The organism is Burkholderia sp. AU32262, assembly GCF_020419985.1.
Lineage (GTDB): Bacteria > Pseudomonadota > Gammaproteobacteria > Burkholderiales > Burkholderiaceae > Burkholderia > Burkholderia semiarida.
The window spans coordinates 84,424-102,213 of record NZ_JAIZRS010000008.1; the positions used below are offsets into that span (position 1 = coordinate 84,424).

Annotated in this window: 14 protein-coding genes; 8 read left to right on the top strand and 6 right to left on the bottom strand. The window is 67.5% G+C overall.

Translation table 11 applies throughout. From position 1 onward, the window contains the following. Positions 1-116: 116 nt before the first annotated feature. Complete coding sequence (locus tag LGN10_RS11955; protein WP_059581751.1) at positions 117-386, bottom strand: hypothetical protein; 270 nt, start codon at positions 384-386, stop codon at positions 117-119. A 272-nt stretch (positions 387-658) separates the two neighbouring features. Further along, a complete protein-coding gene (locus LGN10_RS11960) occupies positions 659-3,004 on the bottom strand; it encodes a phosphocholine-specific phospholipase C (protein WP_226223496.1) in 2,346 nt (781 codons plus the stop codon). A 395-nt stretch (positions 3,005-3,399) separates the two neighbouring features. Here LGN10_RS11960 and LGN10_RS11965 point away from each other — a divergent pair, with 395 nt between their 5' ends. Together LGN10_RS11965 and LGN10_RS11970 are read left to right on the top strand one after the other, a co-directional pair. Further along, on the top strand, positions 3,400-3,900 hold the full coding sequence (locus LGN10_RS11965) for a GNAT family N-acetyltransferase (RefSeq protein WP_059581756.1): 501 nt from the start codon (positions 3,400-3,402) through the stop codon (positions 3,898-3,900). 267 nt (positions 3,901-4,167) lie between these two features. Next, positions 4,168-5,766 (top strand): thioredoxin family protein, encoded by a 1,599-nt coding sequence (locus LGN10_RS11970; protein ID WP_226223498.1) that lies wholly within the window; start codon positions 4,168-4,170, stop codon positions 5,764-5,766. Positions 5,767-5,805: 39 nt separating this feature from the next. Here the strand turns inward: LGN10_RS11970 and LGN10_RS11975 are convergent, their stop codons facing one another. Beyond that, positions 5,806-6,057, bottom strand: a complete 252-nt coding sequence (locus LGN10_RS11975) for a DUF4148 domain-containing protein (protein ID WP_059582185.1) — start codon at positions 6,055-6,057, stop codon at positions 5,806-5,808. A gap of 344 nt (positions 6,058-6,401) precedes the next feature. Then, entirely contained in the window at positions 6,402-7,805 is a 1,404-nt protein-coding gene (locus tag LGN10_RS11980; RefSeq protein ID WP_226223500.1) for a GntP family permease, read from the bottom strand. A 326-nt stretch (positions 7,806-8,131) separates the two neighbouring features. Between LGN10_RS11980 and LGN10_RS11985 the strand changes: the two genes are divergently transcribed. The 5 genes from LGN10_RS11985 (at position 8,132) to LGN10_RS12005 (ending at position 13,899) form a co-directional block, all read left to right on the top strand. Next, the gene (locus LGN10_RS11985; protein WP_226223508.1) at positions 8,132-9,619 is read left to right on the top strand and encodes a sigma-54 interaction domain-containing protein; all 1,488 of its coding nucleotides are present in this window, start codon (positions 8,132-8,134) and stop codon (positions 9,617-9,619) included. Positions 9,620-9,672: 53 nt separating this feature from the next. Next, entirely contained in the window at positions 9,673-10,218 is a 546-nt protein-coding gene (locus LGN10_RS11990; RefSeq protein WP_226223510.1) for a BON domain-containing protein, read from the top strand. Between the two features lie 61 nt (positions 10,219-10,279). Beyond that, on the top strand, positions 10,280-10,552 hold the full coding sequence (locus LGN10_RS11995) for a hypothetical protein (RefSeq protein WP_059608900.1): 273 nt from the start codon (positions 10,280-10,282) through the stop codon (positions 10,550-10,552). Between the two features lie 102 nt (positions 10,553-10,654). Then, positions 10,655-10,960, top strand: a complete 306-nt coding sequence (locus LGN10_RS12000) for an H-NS family nucleoid-associated regulatory protein (RefSeq protein ID WP_059581767.1) — start codon at positions 10,655-10,657, stop codon at positions 10,958-10,960. A gap of 581 nt (positions 10,961-11,541) precedes the next feature. Then, entirely contained in the window at positions 11,542-13,899 is a 2,358-nt protein-coding gene (locus LGN10_RS12005) for a GNAT family N-acetyltransferase (protein ID WP_226223515.1), read from the top strand. A gap of 663 nt (positions 13,900-14,562) precedes the next feature. Here the strand turns inward: LGN10_RS12005 and LGN10_RS12010 are convergent. After that, on the bottom strand, positions 14,563-15,114 hold the full coding sequence (locus LGN10_RS12010) for a hypothetical protein (protein ID WP_059581772.1): 552 nt from the start codon (positions 15,112-15,114) through the stop codon (positions 14,563-14,565). Positions 15,115-15,290: 176 nt separating this feature from the next. Further along, a complete protein-coding gene (locus LGN10_RS12015; protein WP_059581775.1) occupies positions 15,291-16,112 on the bottom strand; it encodes an IclR family transcriptional regulator in 822 nt (273 codons plus the stop codon). A 659-nt stretch (positions 16,113-16,771) separates the two neighbouring features. Between LGN10_RS12015 and LGN10_RS12020 the strand changes: the two genes are divergently transcribed. Beyond that, positions 16,772-17,620 carry an ureidoglycolate lyase gene (locus LGN10_RS12020; protein WP_059644333.1) on the top strand — a complete coding sequence of 283 codons (849 nt, stop codon included), beginning with the start codon at positions 16,772-16,774 and terminating at the stop codon, positions 17,618-17,620. Positions 17,621-17,790: the final 170 nt, after the last annotated feature.

Consider the following 17,790-nt stretch of genomic DNA (forward strand, 5'->3'; position numbering starts at 1 on the left):
CGGATGGGCCGATTATCGGCCTTTTTCAACGCAGCGGCGGGAATGATGCAAAGCGCCTGACGGCGGCAGGGGAATGTGGGTGAGCCGGCGCGTTGCACGCGGCTCACCGTTCGGAATCAGGAAGGCGTACGGGCGAGCGACGCGGCGCCGTGGTTTTCGCCGGGCAGCTCGGCGCCGTGCGAGCGGATCGCCGCGATCAGTTCGGCCGGGGTGATCTCGTAGCGAACCTCGCGGTGGATGCCGGGCTTGCGTTCGTCGACCTCGATCAGCAGCACGCTCTTGCCGTCGCCGGTCGCTTCGAGCCGGAGCGAGCGCAGTTCGCGGCCGTCGGCCGCGTCGTGTTCGGTGAGCAGGGTCATTGCCCCGGATGAGCCGGTAGTGCGCATCGAACCTATCCTCGTATCGTGTCGTGGATGCCGGAGCGGCAAGGATGTCTTTGTTGAATACGGCTTGACGCAGTTTAACGCGAACGGGCCGCGACACGGAGCATTTTCGTGGGCCGGAAATGAGGGCTACACCACCGATCCTTCTGATGTTTGAGCCGCGCCGGGCGGGCGTCTGCGCCGGATCGGCCCCGGCCGGAACCGGTACTCGAACGGCGTTCGCGGCCGCCCCGGCGCGGGCGGCGCGCGCCGCGCCGCGCGTCGCCGCGGTGGCGTCAGAAGCGGTCGGCGAGCCCCATTGCCGGGTCGCTGACCGAGTGGCGGCCGGTTTCGACGCGCCCGGCCACGCGGCGCGAGAAGCTCGCGTCGCTGTCGGCGGTGACGATGAAGTCGTACCAGTAGCCGGTCGAATCGAGCTTCCAGTGCAGCTCGGACTGATCGCCGGCGCGCACCGTGACGGTCCACGTGGTGCCGGTGCCATGGCCGTTGCCCTGACCGTGACCGTTTTCGTCGCCGTGGCCATGACCATGGTCGGCGCTTGCGCCGCGGCCGGACAGCGGCCCGTAGACCTGGTTCGACTTCACCGTGAAGCGCACCGTGCCGCCGCCGTCGTTGCGCAGCCGCAGGTGGAGATTGCCGCTCGCGCCCGCATAGCCGACGCGCACTTCCGGGTGCGGCGCGCGCGCCCCGGCCAGGCGGCTCAGATCGCCGGTGAAGCGGCGGTGATAGCCGTTCGGGCCGAGCACCCACAGGTCATATTTACCGCCGTCGTCCGCGCGCGCGGCCCAGTCGCCATGCAGCGTCTTGCCCGGCTCGACGACGTAGCGCCGCGGCAGCCGGTCGAGGTGCAGCTTGTCGTAGACGTGAAACACGGCGGCCGCGCGGCCGGTGTTCGCGAACTTCAGCGTGACCGTGCCGGCGGCGGCATCGGCGCGCGCGCTCGCGTGCAGCTCGTACGGCAACGCGCGCGACGGGCGCACGCCGGTCGCCTGCGCGGGTAGCGCGGGCGTGGCGGGCGGCACGATCTTCGGCGCGGTTTGCTGCGCGGCGCTCAGCGCGTCGGCCTGGCTTTTCGTCGTGCGGCCCGCGAGCGTCGGCAGCGGTTCGTCGTTCGGCGTGCGGAAGTTGAACGCGCTCGTCAGGTCGCCGCACACCGCACGGCGGTACGCGCTGATCTGCGGCTCCGCGACGCCGAAGCGCTTCTCGAGGAAGCGCAGCGTCGACGTATGGTCGAACACCTGCGAGTTGACCCAGCCGCCGCGGCTCCACGGCGACACGATCCACATCGGCACGCGCGGGCCCGGGCCGTACGGACGGCCGTCGATGGCCGGCTGGCTCGACGTGGCCGGCGTGAAGTCGTGGTACTCGACCGCGACGTCGGCGGCCGACAGCGTATGGCCGCCCGCGAGCGTGCCGTCGGCGTTGCGCGACGGCATGGCCGGCGACGGCATGTGGTCGAAGAAGCCGTCGTTCTCGTCGTAGTTGACCAGCAGCACGGTCTTGCTCCAGACCTCCGGGTTCGCCGTCAGCGCATCGAGCACGGCCTGCACGTACCAGCCGCCCTGCGCGGGGCTCGACGGCCCCGGGTGCTCGCTGTACGCGGACGGCGGGATGATCCACGACACTTCCGGCAGCTTGCCGTCGCGGATGTCGTCGCGCAACGTTTCGAGAAAGCCGTATGGCATCGTGTTGCCGAAGCCCTTCGCGAGCGGGCTCAGCGGATCGTCGATCGCCGGATCGTAGAACGCGCCGGCCGCCGTCACCGGCTGCGTGATGTCGGTCGACGCGACGTACGTGGGCCGGCGCGCGGCCGGCATCTGCTCGATCGCCGCGCGCCAGTGGCGGAAGCTCATCATCTCGTTGCAGCCGAAGTTGTCGATCAGGCTCTGGTAGACCTTCCAGCTCACGCCGGCCTGTTGCAGCCGGTCGGCATAGGTCGTCCAGGTCCAGCCCTGGCTCGACGGGCCGATGTCGTTGCCGCCGTTGAACTGGTTGTTCAGCGCGGCGATCTTCACGCGGCTGCCGTCGGCCGGGCTGATGCCGTTCGGGCCGTTGGTGCCGCTCCAGTAGAACAGGCGGTTCGCGATCGTGCCCGTGTGCATCCCGCAGTGGTAGTGGTCGCACAGCGTGAACGCATCGGCGAGCGCGCGCTGGAACGGCACTTCGGCCGCGTCGTAATAGCCCATCGACAGCGGCGTCTTGGTGTCGGGCCAGCGGTTCATCCGGCCGTGATCCCACGCGGCCTGCGCATCGGCCCATGCGTGCGGCGTGCCGCCCGCGCGCTGCGCGTTGCCCTGGCGCGCGTCGAGGTGATACGGCGTCACGGTCGCGGCGGGCGTCACCTTCGTGTACGACTGGTAGAACACGTCGCGACCGTTCGGCGACGGCACCGCGAAGCGGTCGCCATAGCCGCGCACGCCCTTGAACGTGCCGAAGTAGCTGTCGAACGCGCGGTTCTCCATCATCAGCAGCACGACGTGCTTCACGTCCTGGATGGTTCCCGTTTCGTGGAAGGCGGGAATGGCGAGCGCGCGGCGAATGCTCGGCGGAAACGCGGACAGCGCGGCGGCGGCGAGACCGGAACCGGCGGTCTGCTGAAGGAATTTGCGGCGTGACGTCATGGCGTTCGGATCCTGTGAAGGTGGGAGCGTTCGTGAGTTCGTCTGGCGGTGCGCGCATCGCGGCCGGCGCGGCGCTCAGTCTAGGGAGGCCGCATGACGTCGACGTGATGAAGAAATGACATCGCATGTCGCGAAAGCGACGTTGCATGCACAACGATTCGTTCGAGCGCTTTGCGAGCTTGAAAACGGTAATAAATTACCGATCGCCGAGGGGCGGCCGGTCAGAATTTTCCGGATTCCGCGCGCGCGGCGCGAAGGCGTTTCGTTGCGGATGCAACCTGACGGACACGGCGTGACCCCGTGTTTCAAATGCGTGAAATCGGCTAAGCTCGATGCATTGCCGCGCGCGTGCGCGGTCCGCGCCACCGGCGCGACTTTTCGGACCCGGCCCACCCATGACCGATATCAGGATCCGGCACAGCGAGACGCACGACGTCGACGCGATCCGGCAGATCGCCGCGCACCCCGCGGTGTACATGAATACGTTGCTGCAGCCGTTTCCGTCGCTCGAAAAATGGCAGAAGCGGCTCGACGACATACGCGCGCACGGCGTGAGCCTCGTCGCCGAAATCGACGGCACGGTGGTCGGCCATCTCGGCCTGCGTCCCGAGCCGAATCCCCGCAGGCGGCACGCGGCGGCGCTCGGCATGATGGTCGACGCGGCCCGTCACGGGCATGGCATCGGCGGCCGGCTGCTCGCGGCCGCGATCGATCTCGCGGAGAACTGGCTGAACATCACGCGCGTCGAGCTGACCGTGTTCACCGACAACCGCGCGGCGATCGCGCTCTACGAGAAACACGGTTTCCGCATCGAGGGCGAATCGCCGGATTACGCATTGCGCGACGGCGTGCATGCGTCCGTGTATCACATGGCCCGGATCAGGGCGCGGCAATGAAGGGCCGGCCGTCGCGGACGTGACGGCACGCGCGGCCGTGCAGCCGCGCTGCCGCGCGTCATATTCAATCGAGAATTCGTTCGTTTTCCTTCGGCTGTATCCGTCGTATCGTCGAACGATTTGCCGGCCGATTCGGCCGGCTTCGCTTCTCCGTATCGATGCCTGCGCGGCGCGGCATGTCGGCCGACTTCATCGTCATCGCTTCACGGCCCTCGTTGCCTGCGCGGCATCGCCCTGAAACCGTCTTTTTCAACGGAATCCGCTTCGATGAAAACCGTTCTCCGCAATCTCACCGCCGCCTGCCTGTTCGCCGCCGCCGGTGCGGCGCTTGCCGCTGCCACGCCCGCGGCCGCGCCGGCGGCGAGCGCATCGCCCGACGGTGCGCATCTGCCGCCCGGCATCGCGTGGCAACACGGCGACGTCGATGCCGCATTCGCGCTCGCGAAGCGCGAGGGCAAGCCGCTGCTGCTGTACTGGGGCGCGGTATGGTGCCCGTCGTGCAACCAGGTGAAGTCGACGATCTTCAGCCAGCAGGCATTCAAGACGCGCTCGTCGTTCTTCGTGCCCGTGTATCTCGACGGCGATACCGAAAGCGCGCAGAAGCTCGGCGAGCGTTTCAAGGTGCACGGCTATCCGACGATGATCCTGTTCCGTCCCGACGGCACCGAAGTGACGCGGCTGCCGGGCGAAGCCGATCTCGACCGCTACATGCAGGCGCTGTCGCTCGGGATGACGGCCGCGCATCCGGTGCGGCAGACGTTGGCCATGGCGCTGAAGAACGGCGCGTCGCTGACGCCGGACGAATGGCGCCTGCTGGCCGACTATTCGTGGGATACCGACGGTGCGCTGCCGGTGCCGGCCGATCGTGTCGCCGAGACGCTGCAGTCGCTCGCGCAACACGCACGGGCGGCCGGCGCGAAAGCCGAATCGGCGCGCTTCGCATTGAAGTCGGCGGTGGTCGCCGCGTCGGACGACCCGACGCAGGCCGGTGCGCTCGACAAGGCTGCGCTGGCCGATTCGCTGCGCACGGTGCTGCACGATGCCGCGCTGTCGCGCGCCGATTCGGACGTGCTGGTCGCGGCGCCCGCGCGCGTCGTCGCGTATCTCGGCGGCGACGACGCGCAGCGCACCAAGTTGCGCGGCGCATACGACGCGGCGCTGGCGCGCCTGTCGACCGACACCACGCTATCGTCGATCGACCGGCTGATGGCGCTGCACGGCCGCGTCCTGCTCGCGCGCGGTGGCGCGCGCAGCGGCACGGCGCCCGCCGCACCGGCGGCGCTGGCCGACACCGCACGCAAGCAGATCGCCGCGTCGGTGCAGGGCGCGGCGAACGCGTACGAGCGGCAGGCGCTCGTCAGCGAAGGCGCGGACACGCTGACCGACGCCGGCCTGTACGACGAATCGGATGCGTTGCTGAAGGCCGAGCTGCCGCGTTCGTCCACGCCGTACTACTTCATGTCGGGGCTGGCCGCGAACGCGAAGGCGCGCGGCGACAAGGCGGCCGCGCTCGACTGGTATCGCAAGGCGTACGACGCGGCGAGCGGGCCGGCGACGAAGCTGCGCTGGGGCGCGACTTACTTTGCGAATGCGGTGGAACTGGCGCCGAACGATTCGGCGCGCATCGAAGGGATTGCGGCCAGCGTGCTCGCACAGGCCGACAAGACCCGGGACGCGTTCTACGGCGCGAACCTGCGCGCGCTGACCAAGGTCGTCACGCAGTTGAACCGCTGGCGCGGCAGCGGCGCGCACGATGCGTCGGTCAGATCGGTCGTCAAGCAGTTCGACGGCGTGTGCGGGAAGTTGCCGGCGGGCGATCCGCAGGCAGCGGCGTGCGCGAAGCTGATCCAGCCCGTGAAGGCGTAACGACGCGTCGACGGATCGTCGAGCGGGCGGGGCGAACGATTACCGGCCCGACTCCGACGATGCGCCGCGGTCGCTGCCGTATCCGGCGTCGTGCTCGCGGGCAATTTTTGCTTCGGCCGATACGATGCTGGCCGGATAGAACCAGTCGCTCGACTGGAAGCCGGCCTGCTTGAGCGCCTTGACTTCGGCGTGGACCTGCGCGCGCGTGAGCGGCTGGTTCGACTGGGCCTGTGCGGCGAACGGGGCCGAGACGGCCAGGGCGATGGCAACGGCTTGGAACAGGCGCTTCATGATCGGGACCTCCGCGATTCCGGTAATTCGCGGCGCTTCGTTCGTCGAAGCGCCGCGCGACGTTGGAACCAGTGTAGGCCGCGGCGGGCCCGGGAAAAATGCGATCGCGCCCAACGCAGTGTTTTGCTGCGGGTAACAATGGGCGCGTAAGGGGCGAGGTCGTGCAATGGCCCCGGGTAGCCGCCGCGCGCGGGCAGGCGCGGCGGCGTGAATTTGACCTGATTCGGCGGGCAGGGAAATGAAGTCGGACCGGATGCGCATTCCGGAATTGATTCCGGCGCGCATGCGGTCCGATCTTGAAAGACGGGAAGGCGGCGCACGAAGTGCCGCCCTGATGCCAACGCTTACACGAGCCCCGTCGCGTAGTACACGGCGATCACGAAGAACACGGCGAGCGTCTTGATGACGGTGACCGCGAAGATGTCGCGATACGACTCGCGGTGCGTGAGGCCCGTGACCGCGAGCAGCGTGATGACCGCGCCGTTGTGCGGCAGCGTGTCCATGCCGCCGCTCGCCATCGCGACGACCCGGTGCAGCACGTCCATCGGGATGTTGGCGGCCTGCGCGCCCTTGATGAACAGGTCCGACATCGCGGCGAGCGCGATGCTCATGCCGCCCGACGCAGAGCCCGTGATGCCGGCGAGCGAGCTGACCGACACGGCTGCGTTGACGAGCGGGTTCGGGATGCTCTTCAGCGCATCGCTGACGACGAGGAAGCCCGGCAGCGCGGCGATCACGCCGCCGAAGCCGTATTCCGACGCGGTGTTCATCGCGGCGAGCAGCGCGCCGGCGACGGCGGCCTTCGAGCCGGCCGCGAAGCGGTCGCTGACGCGCTTGAATGCCGTCAGCACCACCAGCACGATACCGAGCAGCAGCGCGGCCTCGACCGACCAGATCGCGACGACGGTCTTGATCGACGTCGTGACCGGCGCGTGCACGCCCGGCAGCACTTGCGGCGCGACCGTGTACGACGCGGCGCCGTACCACTGCGGGATCAGCTTCGTGAACGCGAAGTTCGACACGCCGACGAGGATCAGCGGCAGGATCGCCAGCGCGGGGTGCGGCAGCGCCTTCGCCTCGACGCGTTCCGGCTCGTTGACGAGCGACGTGCCGTAGCCTTCGCCCTTCGCCATTGCCGAACGGCGCCGCCATTCGAGATACGCGAGGCCGACGACGATGATGAACAGCGAGCCGATCGTGCCGAGCGCGGGCGCGGCCCAGGCGGTCGTCTTGAAGAACGTGGTCGGGATGATGTTCTGGATCTGCGGCGTGCCGGGCAGCGAATCCATCGTGAACGAGAACGCGCCGAGGGCGATCGCGCCGGGCATCAGCCGTTTCGGAATGTTGCTCTGGCGATAGAGTTCGGCCGCGAACGGATAGACCGCGAACACCACGACGAACAGCGAGACGCCGCCATAGGTGAGCAGCGCGCATACCGCGACGATCACCGCATTCGCGCGCGAGCGGCCGATGTAGCGGATCGCCGCGTGAACGATCGACTCGGAGAACCCGGACAGCTCGATCACCTTGCCGAACACGGCGCCGAGCATGAAGACCGGGAAATACAGTTTGACGAAGCCGACCATCTTCTCCATGAAGATGCCCGAGAAAACGGGTGCGACGGCGGCGGGTTCGGTCAGGAGCACCGCGCCGAGCGCGGCGATCGGCGCGAACAGGATCACGCTGTAGCCGCGATACGCGGCGAACATCAGGAACGCCAGCGCGGCGAGGACGATCACGAAAGACAAGGGAGTCTCCTAAAAGCTTGGAATGGCTTTGGTTGTTGTTCGATCGCGCGGTGCACCGCGGACCAACTCGGGTTGGTGCAGGTTTCGTGCCATCGGGCGCATTGCGCCGCCGGACATGGGCCCGCCGACGGCCGGCGGGCCCGCGCCGGCGTAAGTCTGACGATTCTACATAAAACGTCTCCATCGGGAGACGTTTCGGCCATCCGGCCGACCCTCGAAATCATGCAGGGCTTTCCCGGACAACGCATTGCGGGGTGTCTCCAGAGTGAGATAATCCGTCTCGTTCCGGAGGCATCTGCCCGACGATACATGGAGACGACGACACGATGATGAACGACTGGGCCCGCCTGCCCGTCAACTACGGCGACGTGCTGCGGCGCGCCGCCGAGTCGCTGTTCCGGACTTTCGAGGATTCGAGTGCGGGCACGGTGGTCGTCGATCGCGAGGCGCGCGTCGTGTGGATGAACGAGCGTTACGCGGCACGCTTCGGTTTCGCCGATCCGCAGCAGGCCGTCGGCCTCGACTGCGAGGCCGTGATTCCGAACAGCCTGATGCGCGAGGTCGTGTCGACCGGGCAGCCGATCCTGCTCGACATCATGGAGACGGGCCGCGAACCGCTCGTCGTCACGCGCCTGCCGTTGAAGAACGAGGCCGGCGAGACGGTGGGTGCGATCGGCTTCGCGCTGTTCGACCAGTTGAAGACGCTCACGCCGATTTTTTCCCGCTACGCGCAGCTTCAGCAGCAACTGATCGCGACGCAGCGCTCGCTCGCGCAGGCGCGCCGCGCGAAATACACGTTCGCGAGCTTCGTCGGCACGAGCGCCGCGAGCCTCGAGACCAAGCGCCAGGCGCGTCGCGCGGCGCAAGTCGATTCGCCGGTGCTGCTGCTCGGCGAGACGGGTACCGGCAAGGAACTGCTCGCCCATGCGATTCACGCGGCGTCGGCGCGTGCGCTCCAGCCGCTCGTGACCGTCAACGTCGCGGCGATTCCCGACACGCTGCTCGAAACCGAATTCTTCGGTGCGGCGCCCGGCGCGTACACCGGCGCCGATCGCAAGGGGCGCGTCGGCAAGTTCGAGCTGGCCGATCGCGGCACGCTGTTTCTCGACGAGATCGGCGACATGCCGCTGCCGTTGCAGGGCAAGCTGCTGCGCGTGCTGCAGGACAAGGAGTTCGAGCCGGTCGGCTCGAACCGGATCGTGCGGGCGGACGTGCGCATCATCGCCGCCACGTCGGCCGACCTGCCGGCGCTCGTGGCAGCCGGGCGTTTTCGCGCGGATCTCTATTACCGGCTGAACGTGCTGACGATCCATGCGCCGCCGCTGCGCGAACGCGCATCCGACATCGCGGCGCTCGTCTATGCGACGCTCGAGGAACTGGCGGCCCAGCACGGGCGCGCCGCGCACTGCGAGCTGACCGACGATGCATTGCGGATGCTGTGCGCGTATCCGTGGCCGGGCAACGTGCGCGAGTTGCGCAATACGCTCGAACGCGCGCTGATGCTGTCGGACCGTTCGGTGATCGATGCGCGCGCGCTCGCGCCGTTTCTCGGGCCGGTGCGCACCTCGCCGGACGGTGCGGCGCCGGCGCAGCGGGTTGCCGCGGTGCCGGCCGAGCAGCGCGCGGGCGACGCGTTGACGACATCCGGTGCGCCGGCCGCTTCGTATGCCGATGCACTGGCGGCGTGGGAGCGCCAGTTCCTGACCGATGCGCTGGCGGCTTGTGACGGGAAGGTCGTTGAAGCGGCCGCGCGCATCGGCATCGGCCGCGCGACGCTGTACAAGAAACTGGCGGCGCTCGGTATCGCCCGGTAAGCCGATCGGCGACGCCGATGCGGCCCGATGTAACGCATCGAACAGGAGTCACGATGAAGCAGATCGGCATCGCGGGGTGGCTGACCATGTTGCTGGCGGGCGCCGCACTCGCGCAGGCCGGCAACACCGACACGCCCGACACGCCCGACGCGCCCGACGCGCGGCGCAACTGGTACAACGATCCGTTCGTCGCGCTGTCGCGGGACGTGGCCGAATGCCCGTTGCCGCTCGGCCCGTGGATGACGCGCGCGGAGATGACGGACGATGCGCACTACCGCGCCGAACGCGGTACGACCTGCTGGCTCGCCCATCGCTGCACGAAGCCGAACTCGTACATGTATGACGCGTCGATCGCCGATGCGGCGAAGGCGCACTTTGCCGGCTCCGATCGTCTGCGCGGCACGAGCCTGTGGATCACCGTGCAGCGACGTTTCATCTACGTCGAAGGATGTGCGGATACGGCATTCGATCGCCAGGCGCTGCAACGCGAGTTCGAGGCGCTTCCGGACGTCGAGCAGGTTTTCATTCGCATCACCGACGATCCGCGCAAGCGCTTGCCGTACAAGGCGCGCGGGCAACCCGACCGCACGCCGGACTGACGGCCGAACGGCTGCCCATGGCATACTCGCGACATTCAAAAAAAGGTTGACGGGAACAACAATGAAACACATGCTTGCGTCGGTCTGTCGGTGGCCTCGGGCGGCCGTGATGCTGGTTCTGGTTGCCGGGCTCGGCGGGTGCGGTGGCGGTGCTCCGCTGTTCACTTCGGACGGGCGTCCGACCACGCAGGTGCAATGCACCGGCAGCGACTGGAGCAATTGCACGGACAATGCCCGGGCCATGTGCAATGGAGATTTCGACGTGATCCAGCAATCGACGGATGACGCCGTACGAAATCTTCTCTTCGCATGCAAGAAGAAAAGCGGTTATTGATCCCGAAATGACCGGCTGAGGAGACCACGATCGGGCGAAGCGCTTTTCTGTTTGCTTGAGTCACTTGTTTTTCACGAATAACACTCACGGAGTCCCATCCATATGGCGACCTACAGGCAATTGACCGCGCAGCTCGAACGGCTTCAGCAAAAGATCGACAAGGAACGTGAAAAGGCGATCGCCGACGCGATCGCGACGATCCGCGCGAAAATCGACGAATACGACATCACGCCGGAAGAGCTCGGTTTTCGCCCGGCAGGAGCGGCGGCCGCCGCTGCCGCCGCGAAGCCCAGGCGCACCTTGCCGCCGAAGTACCTGAACCCGAAGACGGGCGAAACCTGGAGTGGCCGCGGGCGGGCGCCGGCATGGCTCGGCAAGAATCGCGGACGTTTCCTGATCAAGGACTGACTCCCGAAAATCCTCACCTTTCGCGTGTCGACCGACGGTGCGAATGGCCATGCGGCCTTCGCACCGTTTTGTTTTTGCGCGCGCGTCATGCGATTTTCCCCGACGGATTGAAGTGCGCCGCCGCGCAATTAACGGATACCGTTTTGCGAATTTGCCGCGATCCGACTGCATATCGCGGGGAATTTCCGTAAACAACCGCGTAATGGCGCAGCGCACGCGCATGGGCATTCGCCATTTTCGCGGTGCATGCATGACGCGGATTTTCATCACCGTTCGCGTGGTGGCGCGGTATGTCGTGCGATTCCCGAAGATACTCACCATGGCTCCTGTAAATCCTCACCTTTGAGAGAGCGGCTGCAGCGTCGTGCCGCGTTGCGTGCATCGTGCGAGCGGCGCTGCGATGCCGGGCCGCATGTGGTGCAGGCCCATGGTGCGGGCATTGACGTCCGTCGAATAGTCGGCCGTTCGGCATATAGGCAGTCGCGGGCGCTTCGCCTATGCTTGGAGTTCGCGTCGATCGGCGCATGGCCTGCCCGGCCGCATGCCGATCGTGTCGTCTTTCGTCACCGCAGGGAGCCGATGTGACCGTTCGCCATCTCGATGCATTGTTCCAGCCCAGGTCCGTTGCGGTCGTCGGCGCGTCATCGCGCGCGGGCAGTATCGGCGCGATGGTGTGGTCGCGCGTGCTCGACGGCGCGTTCCAGGGGCCCGTGTGGCCGGTCAACCCGAAATATCGCGAGCTGGACGGGCATGCGGTCGTCTCCGATGTCGACCGGTTGCCCGCGCCGCCGTCGGTTGCCGTGATCTGCACGCCGCCCGCGACCTGGGCCGGCATCGTGCGCAAGCTCGGCGAGCTCGGCACGCGCGTCGCGGTGATCGTCGGCGAGGCGCGCACCGATGCCGATCGCGCCGCGGTCGATCGTACGCTGAAGGCGGCGAAGCCGTTCGTGCTCCGTATCGTCGGGCCCGGCAGCCTGGGCGTGTTGTCGCCCGCTCGGCATGCGCATTTCGGCGCGCCTGCGTATACGGCGCGATCAGGCGGCGTCGCGTGGGTGTCGCAATCGAATGCGTTGACGAACGCGGTGCTTGGCTGGGCCGATGCGCGCGGCCTCGGCTTTTCGCATGTCGTCGCGCTCGGCAGCGAATCCGACGTCGATGCGGGCGACGTACTCGACTATCTGGCAAGCGACCCCGGCACGCGCGCGATCCTGCTCGAACTCGATACCGTGCGCGCGGCGCGCAAGTTCATGTCGGCCGCGCGCGCGGCCGCACGCAACAAGCCGGTGCTCGCGTTGCGCACCGGCCGGGCCGACCCTGGCGACGCGCTGTACACGGCGGCGTTCCAGCGCGCGGGCATGGTGCGTGTCGATGCGCTCGACGATCTGCTCGACGAAATCGAGACGCTCGGCGTCGGCCGTGTCACCGCGCGTGGGGCGGCGACGCTCGTGACGAGCGACGCGGGCGTGGCGAAACTCGCGGTCGATGCGGTGGCCGAGGTGCGCGACGTACTGACAAACTGGTCGCCCGCGGCAACGTCGGCCGTTGCTGCCGCGCTGCCGCATCTCGCGGCACCCGGCAACCCGCTCACGTTGGGCGACGATGCGCGCCCCGAGCATTTTGCCGAGGCGATCAAGGCGCTCGCCCCGTTTCCGCAGACGGGCACGCTGTTCGTCGTTCATTCGACTTCGCACAGCGCGCCGGCCGATCGGGTCGCGCGCACGCTGATCGACTCGCGGCAATACGCGCATCGCGGCATCCTCGCGTGTTTCTTCGGCGCGGTCGACGCGGCGACGCGCGACGCGCTGCACGCGAACGGCATTCCGGTGCATACGACGCCGCAGCGGCTCGCACGCGCGTATGCGCGTCTCGTCGACTACAACCTCGGGCGCCAACTGCTGATGCAGACGCCGGAAGGCGCGCCGCTGCAGCCGGCCGAGTGCGTGGCATCGGCCCAGGCCGATGCGCGCCGCATGGTCGAAGCCGGCCAGCATGAACTGGCCGGCGAAGCCGCGCTGGCCTGGCTGTCCCGTTTCGGTCTGCAGGGCGAGCAGCCCGACGAGCCGGCCGGCAAGAAAATCGTCGATATCACGGTCGACATGTACGACGATTCGAACTTCGGTCCGGTGTTTCGCTATGCCGTGCCGCCGGCGGACGGCGTATCGGCGCCGTTCGTCGTCTACGGCCTGCCGCCGCTGAATACCGTGCTCGCCCGCGCGGTGATGGAGCGCTCGCCGTATGCGCGCAGCACGCCCGTCGAGCCCACGCTCGATGCGCTGACTGCGCTGTCGCAGGCCGTTTGCGACGTGCGTGAAGTCGTGGCGATGTCGGTCACGCTGCGCGTGCTGTCCGACCGCGCATGGGTAATCGCGCCGCGCATCACGCTGGCTTCGGGGCGCAGCCGGCTCGCGATCATGCCGTATCCGCGGCACCTCGAGCAGACGCTCGAGTGGCACGGCGAGACGGTGACGATCCGCCCGATCCGTCCGGAGGACGAAGCCGCGCACAACGAACTGCTCGGTGCGATGACGCCGGAAGATCTGCGGATGCGTTTCTTCGGCGCGGTGCGCAGCTTCGATCATTCGCAGGTGGCGCGCATGACGCAGATCGACTACGACCGCGAGATGGCTTTCATCGTGTCGTTTACCGATGTGTCCGGGCGCGACCACACGCTCGCGGTGGTGCGCGCGGTGGCCGATCCCGACAACGAGACGGCGGAGTTCGCGATCGCGGTGCGGCCCGACCAGAAGGGCAAGGGGCTCGGCCGGCTGATGATGACCCGCATCATCGACTACGCACGCTCGCGCGGCACCGCCTGGATGGTCGGCGAGGCGCTACGCGAGAATTCGGCGATGATTTCGCTCGCGAAATCGTGCGGTTTCGAGGTGTCGACGACGGAGGAGCCCGGTGTCGTGGGTTTCAGGATGAAGTTGCAGCCGTAGGCGTCGGTCCGCGCCCCGACGCTGAAGGGTGAGCGCATGGCGTCGAGGCAGCGATGTTTCGCCATGCCGGAATTTCGATCAGGAATGCAAAGAAGTCGAAAAATCATCCCGGATGAAGCGCTTGCCAACGTGTCGAGCCTGTCGATCGCGGCGATATCGTGAGGCACGGATGAGGTCGGGAGATGCGCACCAGCGTGCTGCGATATTCGTCTTGCGCCGCCGTTTCAAGCGATGTGCTCGCAAATATTCGCGGCCATATGCCGGCCTCGCGGATTCAAAGCCATCACGAAGGTGAGACAGGTGAGATTTTTCGGGAGCAGTGAGGGAGCTTTTCCGGGACAGCGTGGTGAGCCGATACGGGAGCATTCGGTGAGCTTTCCCGGGAACGGCCGGTGAGCACCTGCGGGAGGTGCCGGTGAGCCTTTCCGGGGCGCTTCGGTGAGCACTTGCGGGAGCAATCGGTGAGGATGTTCGGGAGGTGTCAGTCAGCGTCTCGGGGCGCCTTGGGTGAGGTTTTCCGGGAGGCGGTGGTGAGGGCTTGCAGGATGCCGAGGTGAGCTTTTTCGGGAGCATGCGAATGCACGGCTCCCGCGGGCGCGGCGCCGGCCAATGCCGGCGTCACGCGCGGGTGCAGGCACGCAGGAAGCGTGCCCGTGATGACATTCACGCGGTGAGTTTCGACGCCGCGTCGTTCACCTGATCGCGCGAAATCGCGAGTTCCTCGAGGTGCGGATCGGCATAGACGGCGCCGGTTTCGCGCTCGAGGCGGGCGATCGTCAGCGCACAGCGCGCGGTGTCTTTCGGCATCGCGATGAAGCGCTTGACCGATTCGCCGGACGTGAACGCATCGAAGAGTGCGCCGCGCACGTCGTCCGGAAGTGTCTTGGTCCACTGGTACGGCTTGCCGTTGAACGTGATCGACGGCGGCAGCGTGCGTTCCTTCTTGGTCGCCGTGATGAGCCCGTAGGTGCGGGCCGCGTCGCCGATCTGCTCGGGCGAGAAGAGTTCGTCAGGCGTGATGTCGAACTGCTCGATGTAGTTCTCGATCGCCTGCATCGCGGCGGCGCGATCGTCGCGCTTCTTCTGTGCGCGCGCGACGATATCGCGCAGCTCGTCCGCTTCCTCGGGCGTGATCGTGAAGCTTGCCTGCTTCTGCTGAAGTTCGGAGAAACGCTGGAATTCTTGATCGTTCAGAAGTTTGGCCATGACATCCATCGGACACGACGGCCGCGACAACCGGCCGCCGTAGTTTTTGAGAGGGCCGCTATTCTAGCGTAGCGCCGCGGGCGCCCGATGCGACATCGCGCATCGGCCACCGCACGGGCGCCGCGCGCAACCGGAGCCGGCGCCGCTTCGCGTTGCCCGGTGCGCGTGGCCGGCTATCCCGCGCGTCAGCAGGTCTCGGTGCGGCACATCGACAGATGGGCGGCCGTGTCGCGCAGTGCGCCGACGACCACGTCGACGGACGGCGCCATGTGCGCATCGATCCGGCGCATGTACGGGCAGGTCAGCACCGCGATTGCATGGCCGGCCGGCCCGAGGATCGGCACGGTCAGGTCGGTCACGCCGTACGCCTGGCGGCTGTCCTGGCGCAGATAGCCGGACTGCCGGATCGACTGGCACGCAGTCGCGAGCTCCTGTTCGTTCAGCGGCGCCTCGCCCTTGACCTTGCGGTGCTCGGCCAGCATGTGCGCGCGTTGCTCGGCGCCCTGGAACGCCAGCATCATGCGCCCCGACGCCGTATCGGCGAGCCCGACGCGCGAGCCGAGCCGGACCGACACGCCCCACGGCCCGGGCCCGTCCACCTGGGCGATCACGAGCAGGTTGCCGCGATCGTAGACGGACAGGTGGCACGACTGCTCCGCGGCATCGGCGAAGCGCTGCATCGGCGGCAGCGCCTCGGCGATCAGCCGGTTCATCGGCGGATGCCGGTGTGCAAGCGCGAACAGCTTGAGGCTGAGCGTGTAGCGATCGCCGCCGGTCGAACGCATCACGTAGCGGCGCGCGACGAGGCGTTCGAGCATCCGGTAGATTTCGCTCGCGTTACGGCCGAGCTCCTTCGTGATTTCGGTGCGGGTGAGTCCTTCCTTCTGCTCGGACAGGAGTTCGAGAATGTCGAGGCCCTTGTCGAGCGCGGGGGCGCGATAGCGTTCGATAGCGGCCATCGATTCCCGTGCGTCGCAGCCGGGAAGCGGGTCGTTGGTTGTCTGCATTGTCGGTGTGAGGTTGGGGGATTACTCGATCGATTGGCGACGCACGCTGGCCGGTTCTGCACGTGTAGAGGGCGGCCCCGCGGATGGCGATGAAAGCCATCCGTACGAGCTTAGCAATAAACATACAGTGTGCAATGCAGCGTCTTTTTACTGATCATTACCGGAAAAGAACGGATGGGCAAACGTTTCCGATGACAGGGCACCCCGAATAGCCAGTATTCACGCACCGATGGCCGGCGCCATTGCGAATGGCGGCCGAGCCACCGACGCCGGTGCAGCGCGTGCTGCGTCGCAGCGTCTGCGGGTGCACCAATAGTCGGTATCCGTCGCGCGTCATTTCACGGCGCGCGGCCGATGGTACAAAGGGTTGCGGGCCGGCGACGGCGCGGCCGCGCATGCAGCCGGCCGCATGGGGCGGCGTGCGTCGCAAGTGCCGGGCCGTCGTCGCCGATGCACGGACCGGCGGCTGCCCGTTCGATGCGCGCCGTCCTTCCGTATGGCGCCGCGATCGCTGCGCCCGCGCGACCCCCGCGCGTCGACGGCATGCCGCATGCGGCGCCGACGCGCGCAATCGACGATCGACCATCAGTCCGGTGCGCGGCTGCGGAAGGCCGCGCTGGCCGGTATGCTGTCTCATTCGACAACAGAGGTTAAGCACGATGAAACTGCTTCGCTATGGCCCGTCCGGCCAGGAAAAGCCCGGCATCCTCGACGCGGCCGGCCGGATTCGCGACCTGTCCGCACATGTACCGGATCTTGCCGGCGACGTGCTGTCCGACACCGGCCTCGCGCGGCTACGCGCGATCGATCCGGCCACGCTGCCGCTCGTGTCGGGCGAGCCGCGCATCGGCGCGTGCGTCGGGCGCGTCGGCAAGTTCATCGGCATCGGCCTGAACTATGCCGATCACGCGGCCGAAGCCGGGATGCCGGTGCCGAAGGAGCCGGTCGTGTTCGGCAAATGGACGAGTTCGATCTGCGGCCCGAACGACGGCATCGATATCCCGAAGGGCTCGGTGAAGACCGACTGGGAAGTCGAACTCGGCGTCGTGATCGGCGCGACATGCAAGGACGTCGACGAAGCGCGCGCGCTCGATTACGTCGCGGGCTACTGCGTCGTCAACGACGTGTCCGAGCGCGAATGGCAGATCGAACGCGGCGGCCAGTGGGACAAGGGCAAGGGTTTCGACACCTTCGGCCCGATCGGCCCGTGGCTCGTCACGCGCGACGAAGTGCCCGATCCGCAGCGTCTCGACCTGTGGCTCGACGTCGACGGCCATCGTTATCAGAACGGCAACACGCGCACGATGGTATTCACCGTCGCGCAACTGGTCGCCTATCTGTCGGCGTGCATGACGCTGCAGCCGGGCGACGTGATCACGACCGGTACGCCGCCGGGCGTCGGCATGGGCGTCAAGCCGTCGCCGGTGTTCCTGAAGGCCGGCCAGACGGTGCGCCTCGGGATCGAAGGGCTCGGCGAACAGTTGCAGCGCACACGCAACGCGCAATAAGCGCGTGCGCGGCGGGCGCTGGCCGGAGGGCGCAACCCGCCCGCGCGTGCCGGTCAGTCGCTCCGACATGTCGGCCCAGCCGCCGTCGGTGGCGGCCGCGAACCGAACGACGATGCAGCCAGCGCAAGCCCGTTATTAGCGTGAACAGCCCTAAACCAACGGCCCGATTC

Coding starts and splice junctions, on each gene's coding strand:
- LGN10_RS11955 (WP_059581751.1), bottom strand. CDS start 386: ATGCGCACTACCGGCTCATCCGGGGCAATGACCCTGCTCACCGAACAC.
- LGN10_RS11960 (WP_226223496.1), bottom strand. CDS start 3,004: ATGACGTCACGCCGCAAATTCCTTCAGCAGACCGCCGGTTCCGGTCTC.
- LGN10_RS11965 (WP_059581756.1), top strand. CDS start 3,400: ATGACCGATATCAGGATCCGGCACAGCGAGACGCACGACGTCGACGCG.
- LGN10_RS11970 (WP_226223498.1), top strand. CDS start 4,168: ATGAAAACCGTTCTCCGCAATCTCACCGCCGCCTGCCTGTTCGCCGCC.
- LGN10_RS11975 (WP_059582185.1), bottom strand. CDS start 6,057: ATGAAGCGCCTGTTCCAAGCCGTTGCCATCGCCCTGGCCGTCTCGGCC.
- LGN10_RS11985 (WP_226223508.1), top strand. CDS start 8,132: ATGATGAACGACTGGGCCCGCCTGCCCGTCAACTACGGCGACGTGCTG.
- LGN10_RS11990 (WP_226223510.1), top strand. CDS start 9,673: ATGAAGCAGATCGGCATCGCGGGGTGGCTGACCATGTTGCTGGCGGGC.
- LGN10_RS11995 (WP_059608900.1), top strand. CDS start 10,280: ATGAAACACATGCTTGCGTCGGTCTGTCGGTGGCCTCGGGCGGCCGTG.
- LGN10_RS12000 (WP_059581767.1), top strand. CDS start 10,655: ATGGCGACCTACAGGCAATTGACCGCGCAGCTCGAACGGCTTCAGCAA.
- LGN10_RS12010 (WP_059581772.1), bottom strand. CDS start 15,114: ATGGATGTCATGGCCAAACTTCTGAACGATCAAGAATTCCAGCGTTTC.
- LGN10_RS12015 (WP_059581775.1), bottom strand. CDS start 16,112: ATGCAGACAACCAACGACCCGCTTCCCGGCTGCGACGCACGGGAATCG.
- LGN10_RS12020 (WP_059644333.1), top strand. CDS start 16,772: ATGAAACTGCTTCGCTATGGCCCGTCCGGCCAGGAAAAGCCCGGCATC.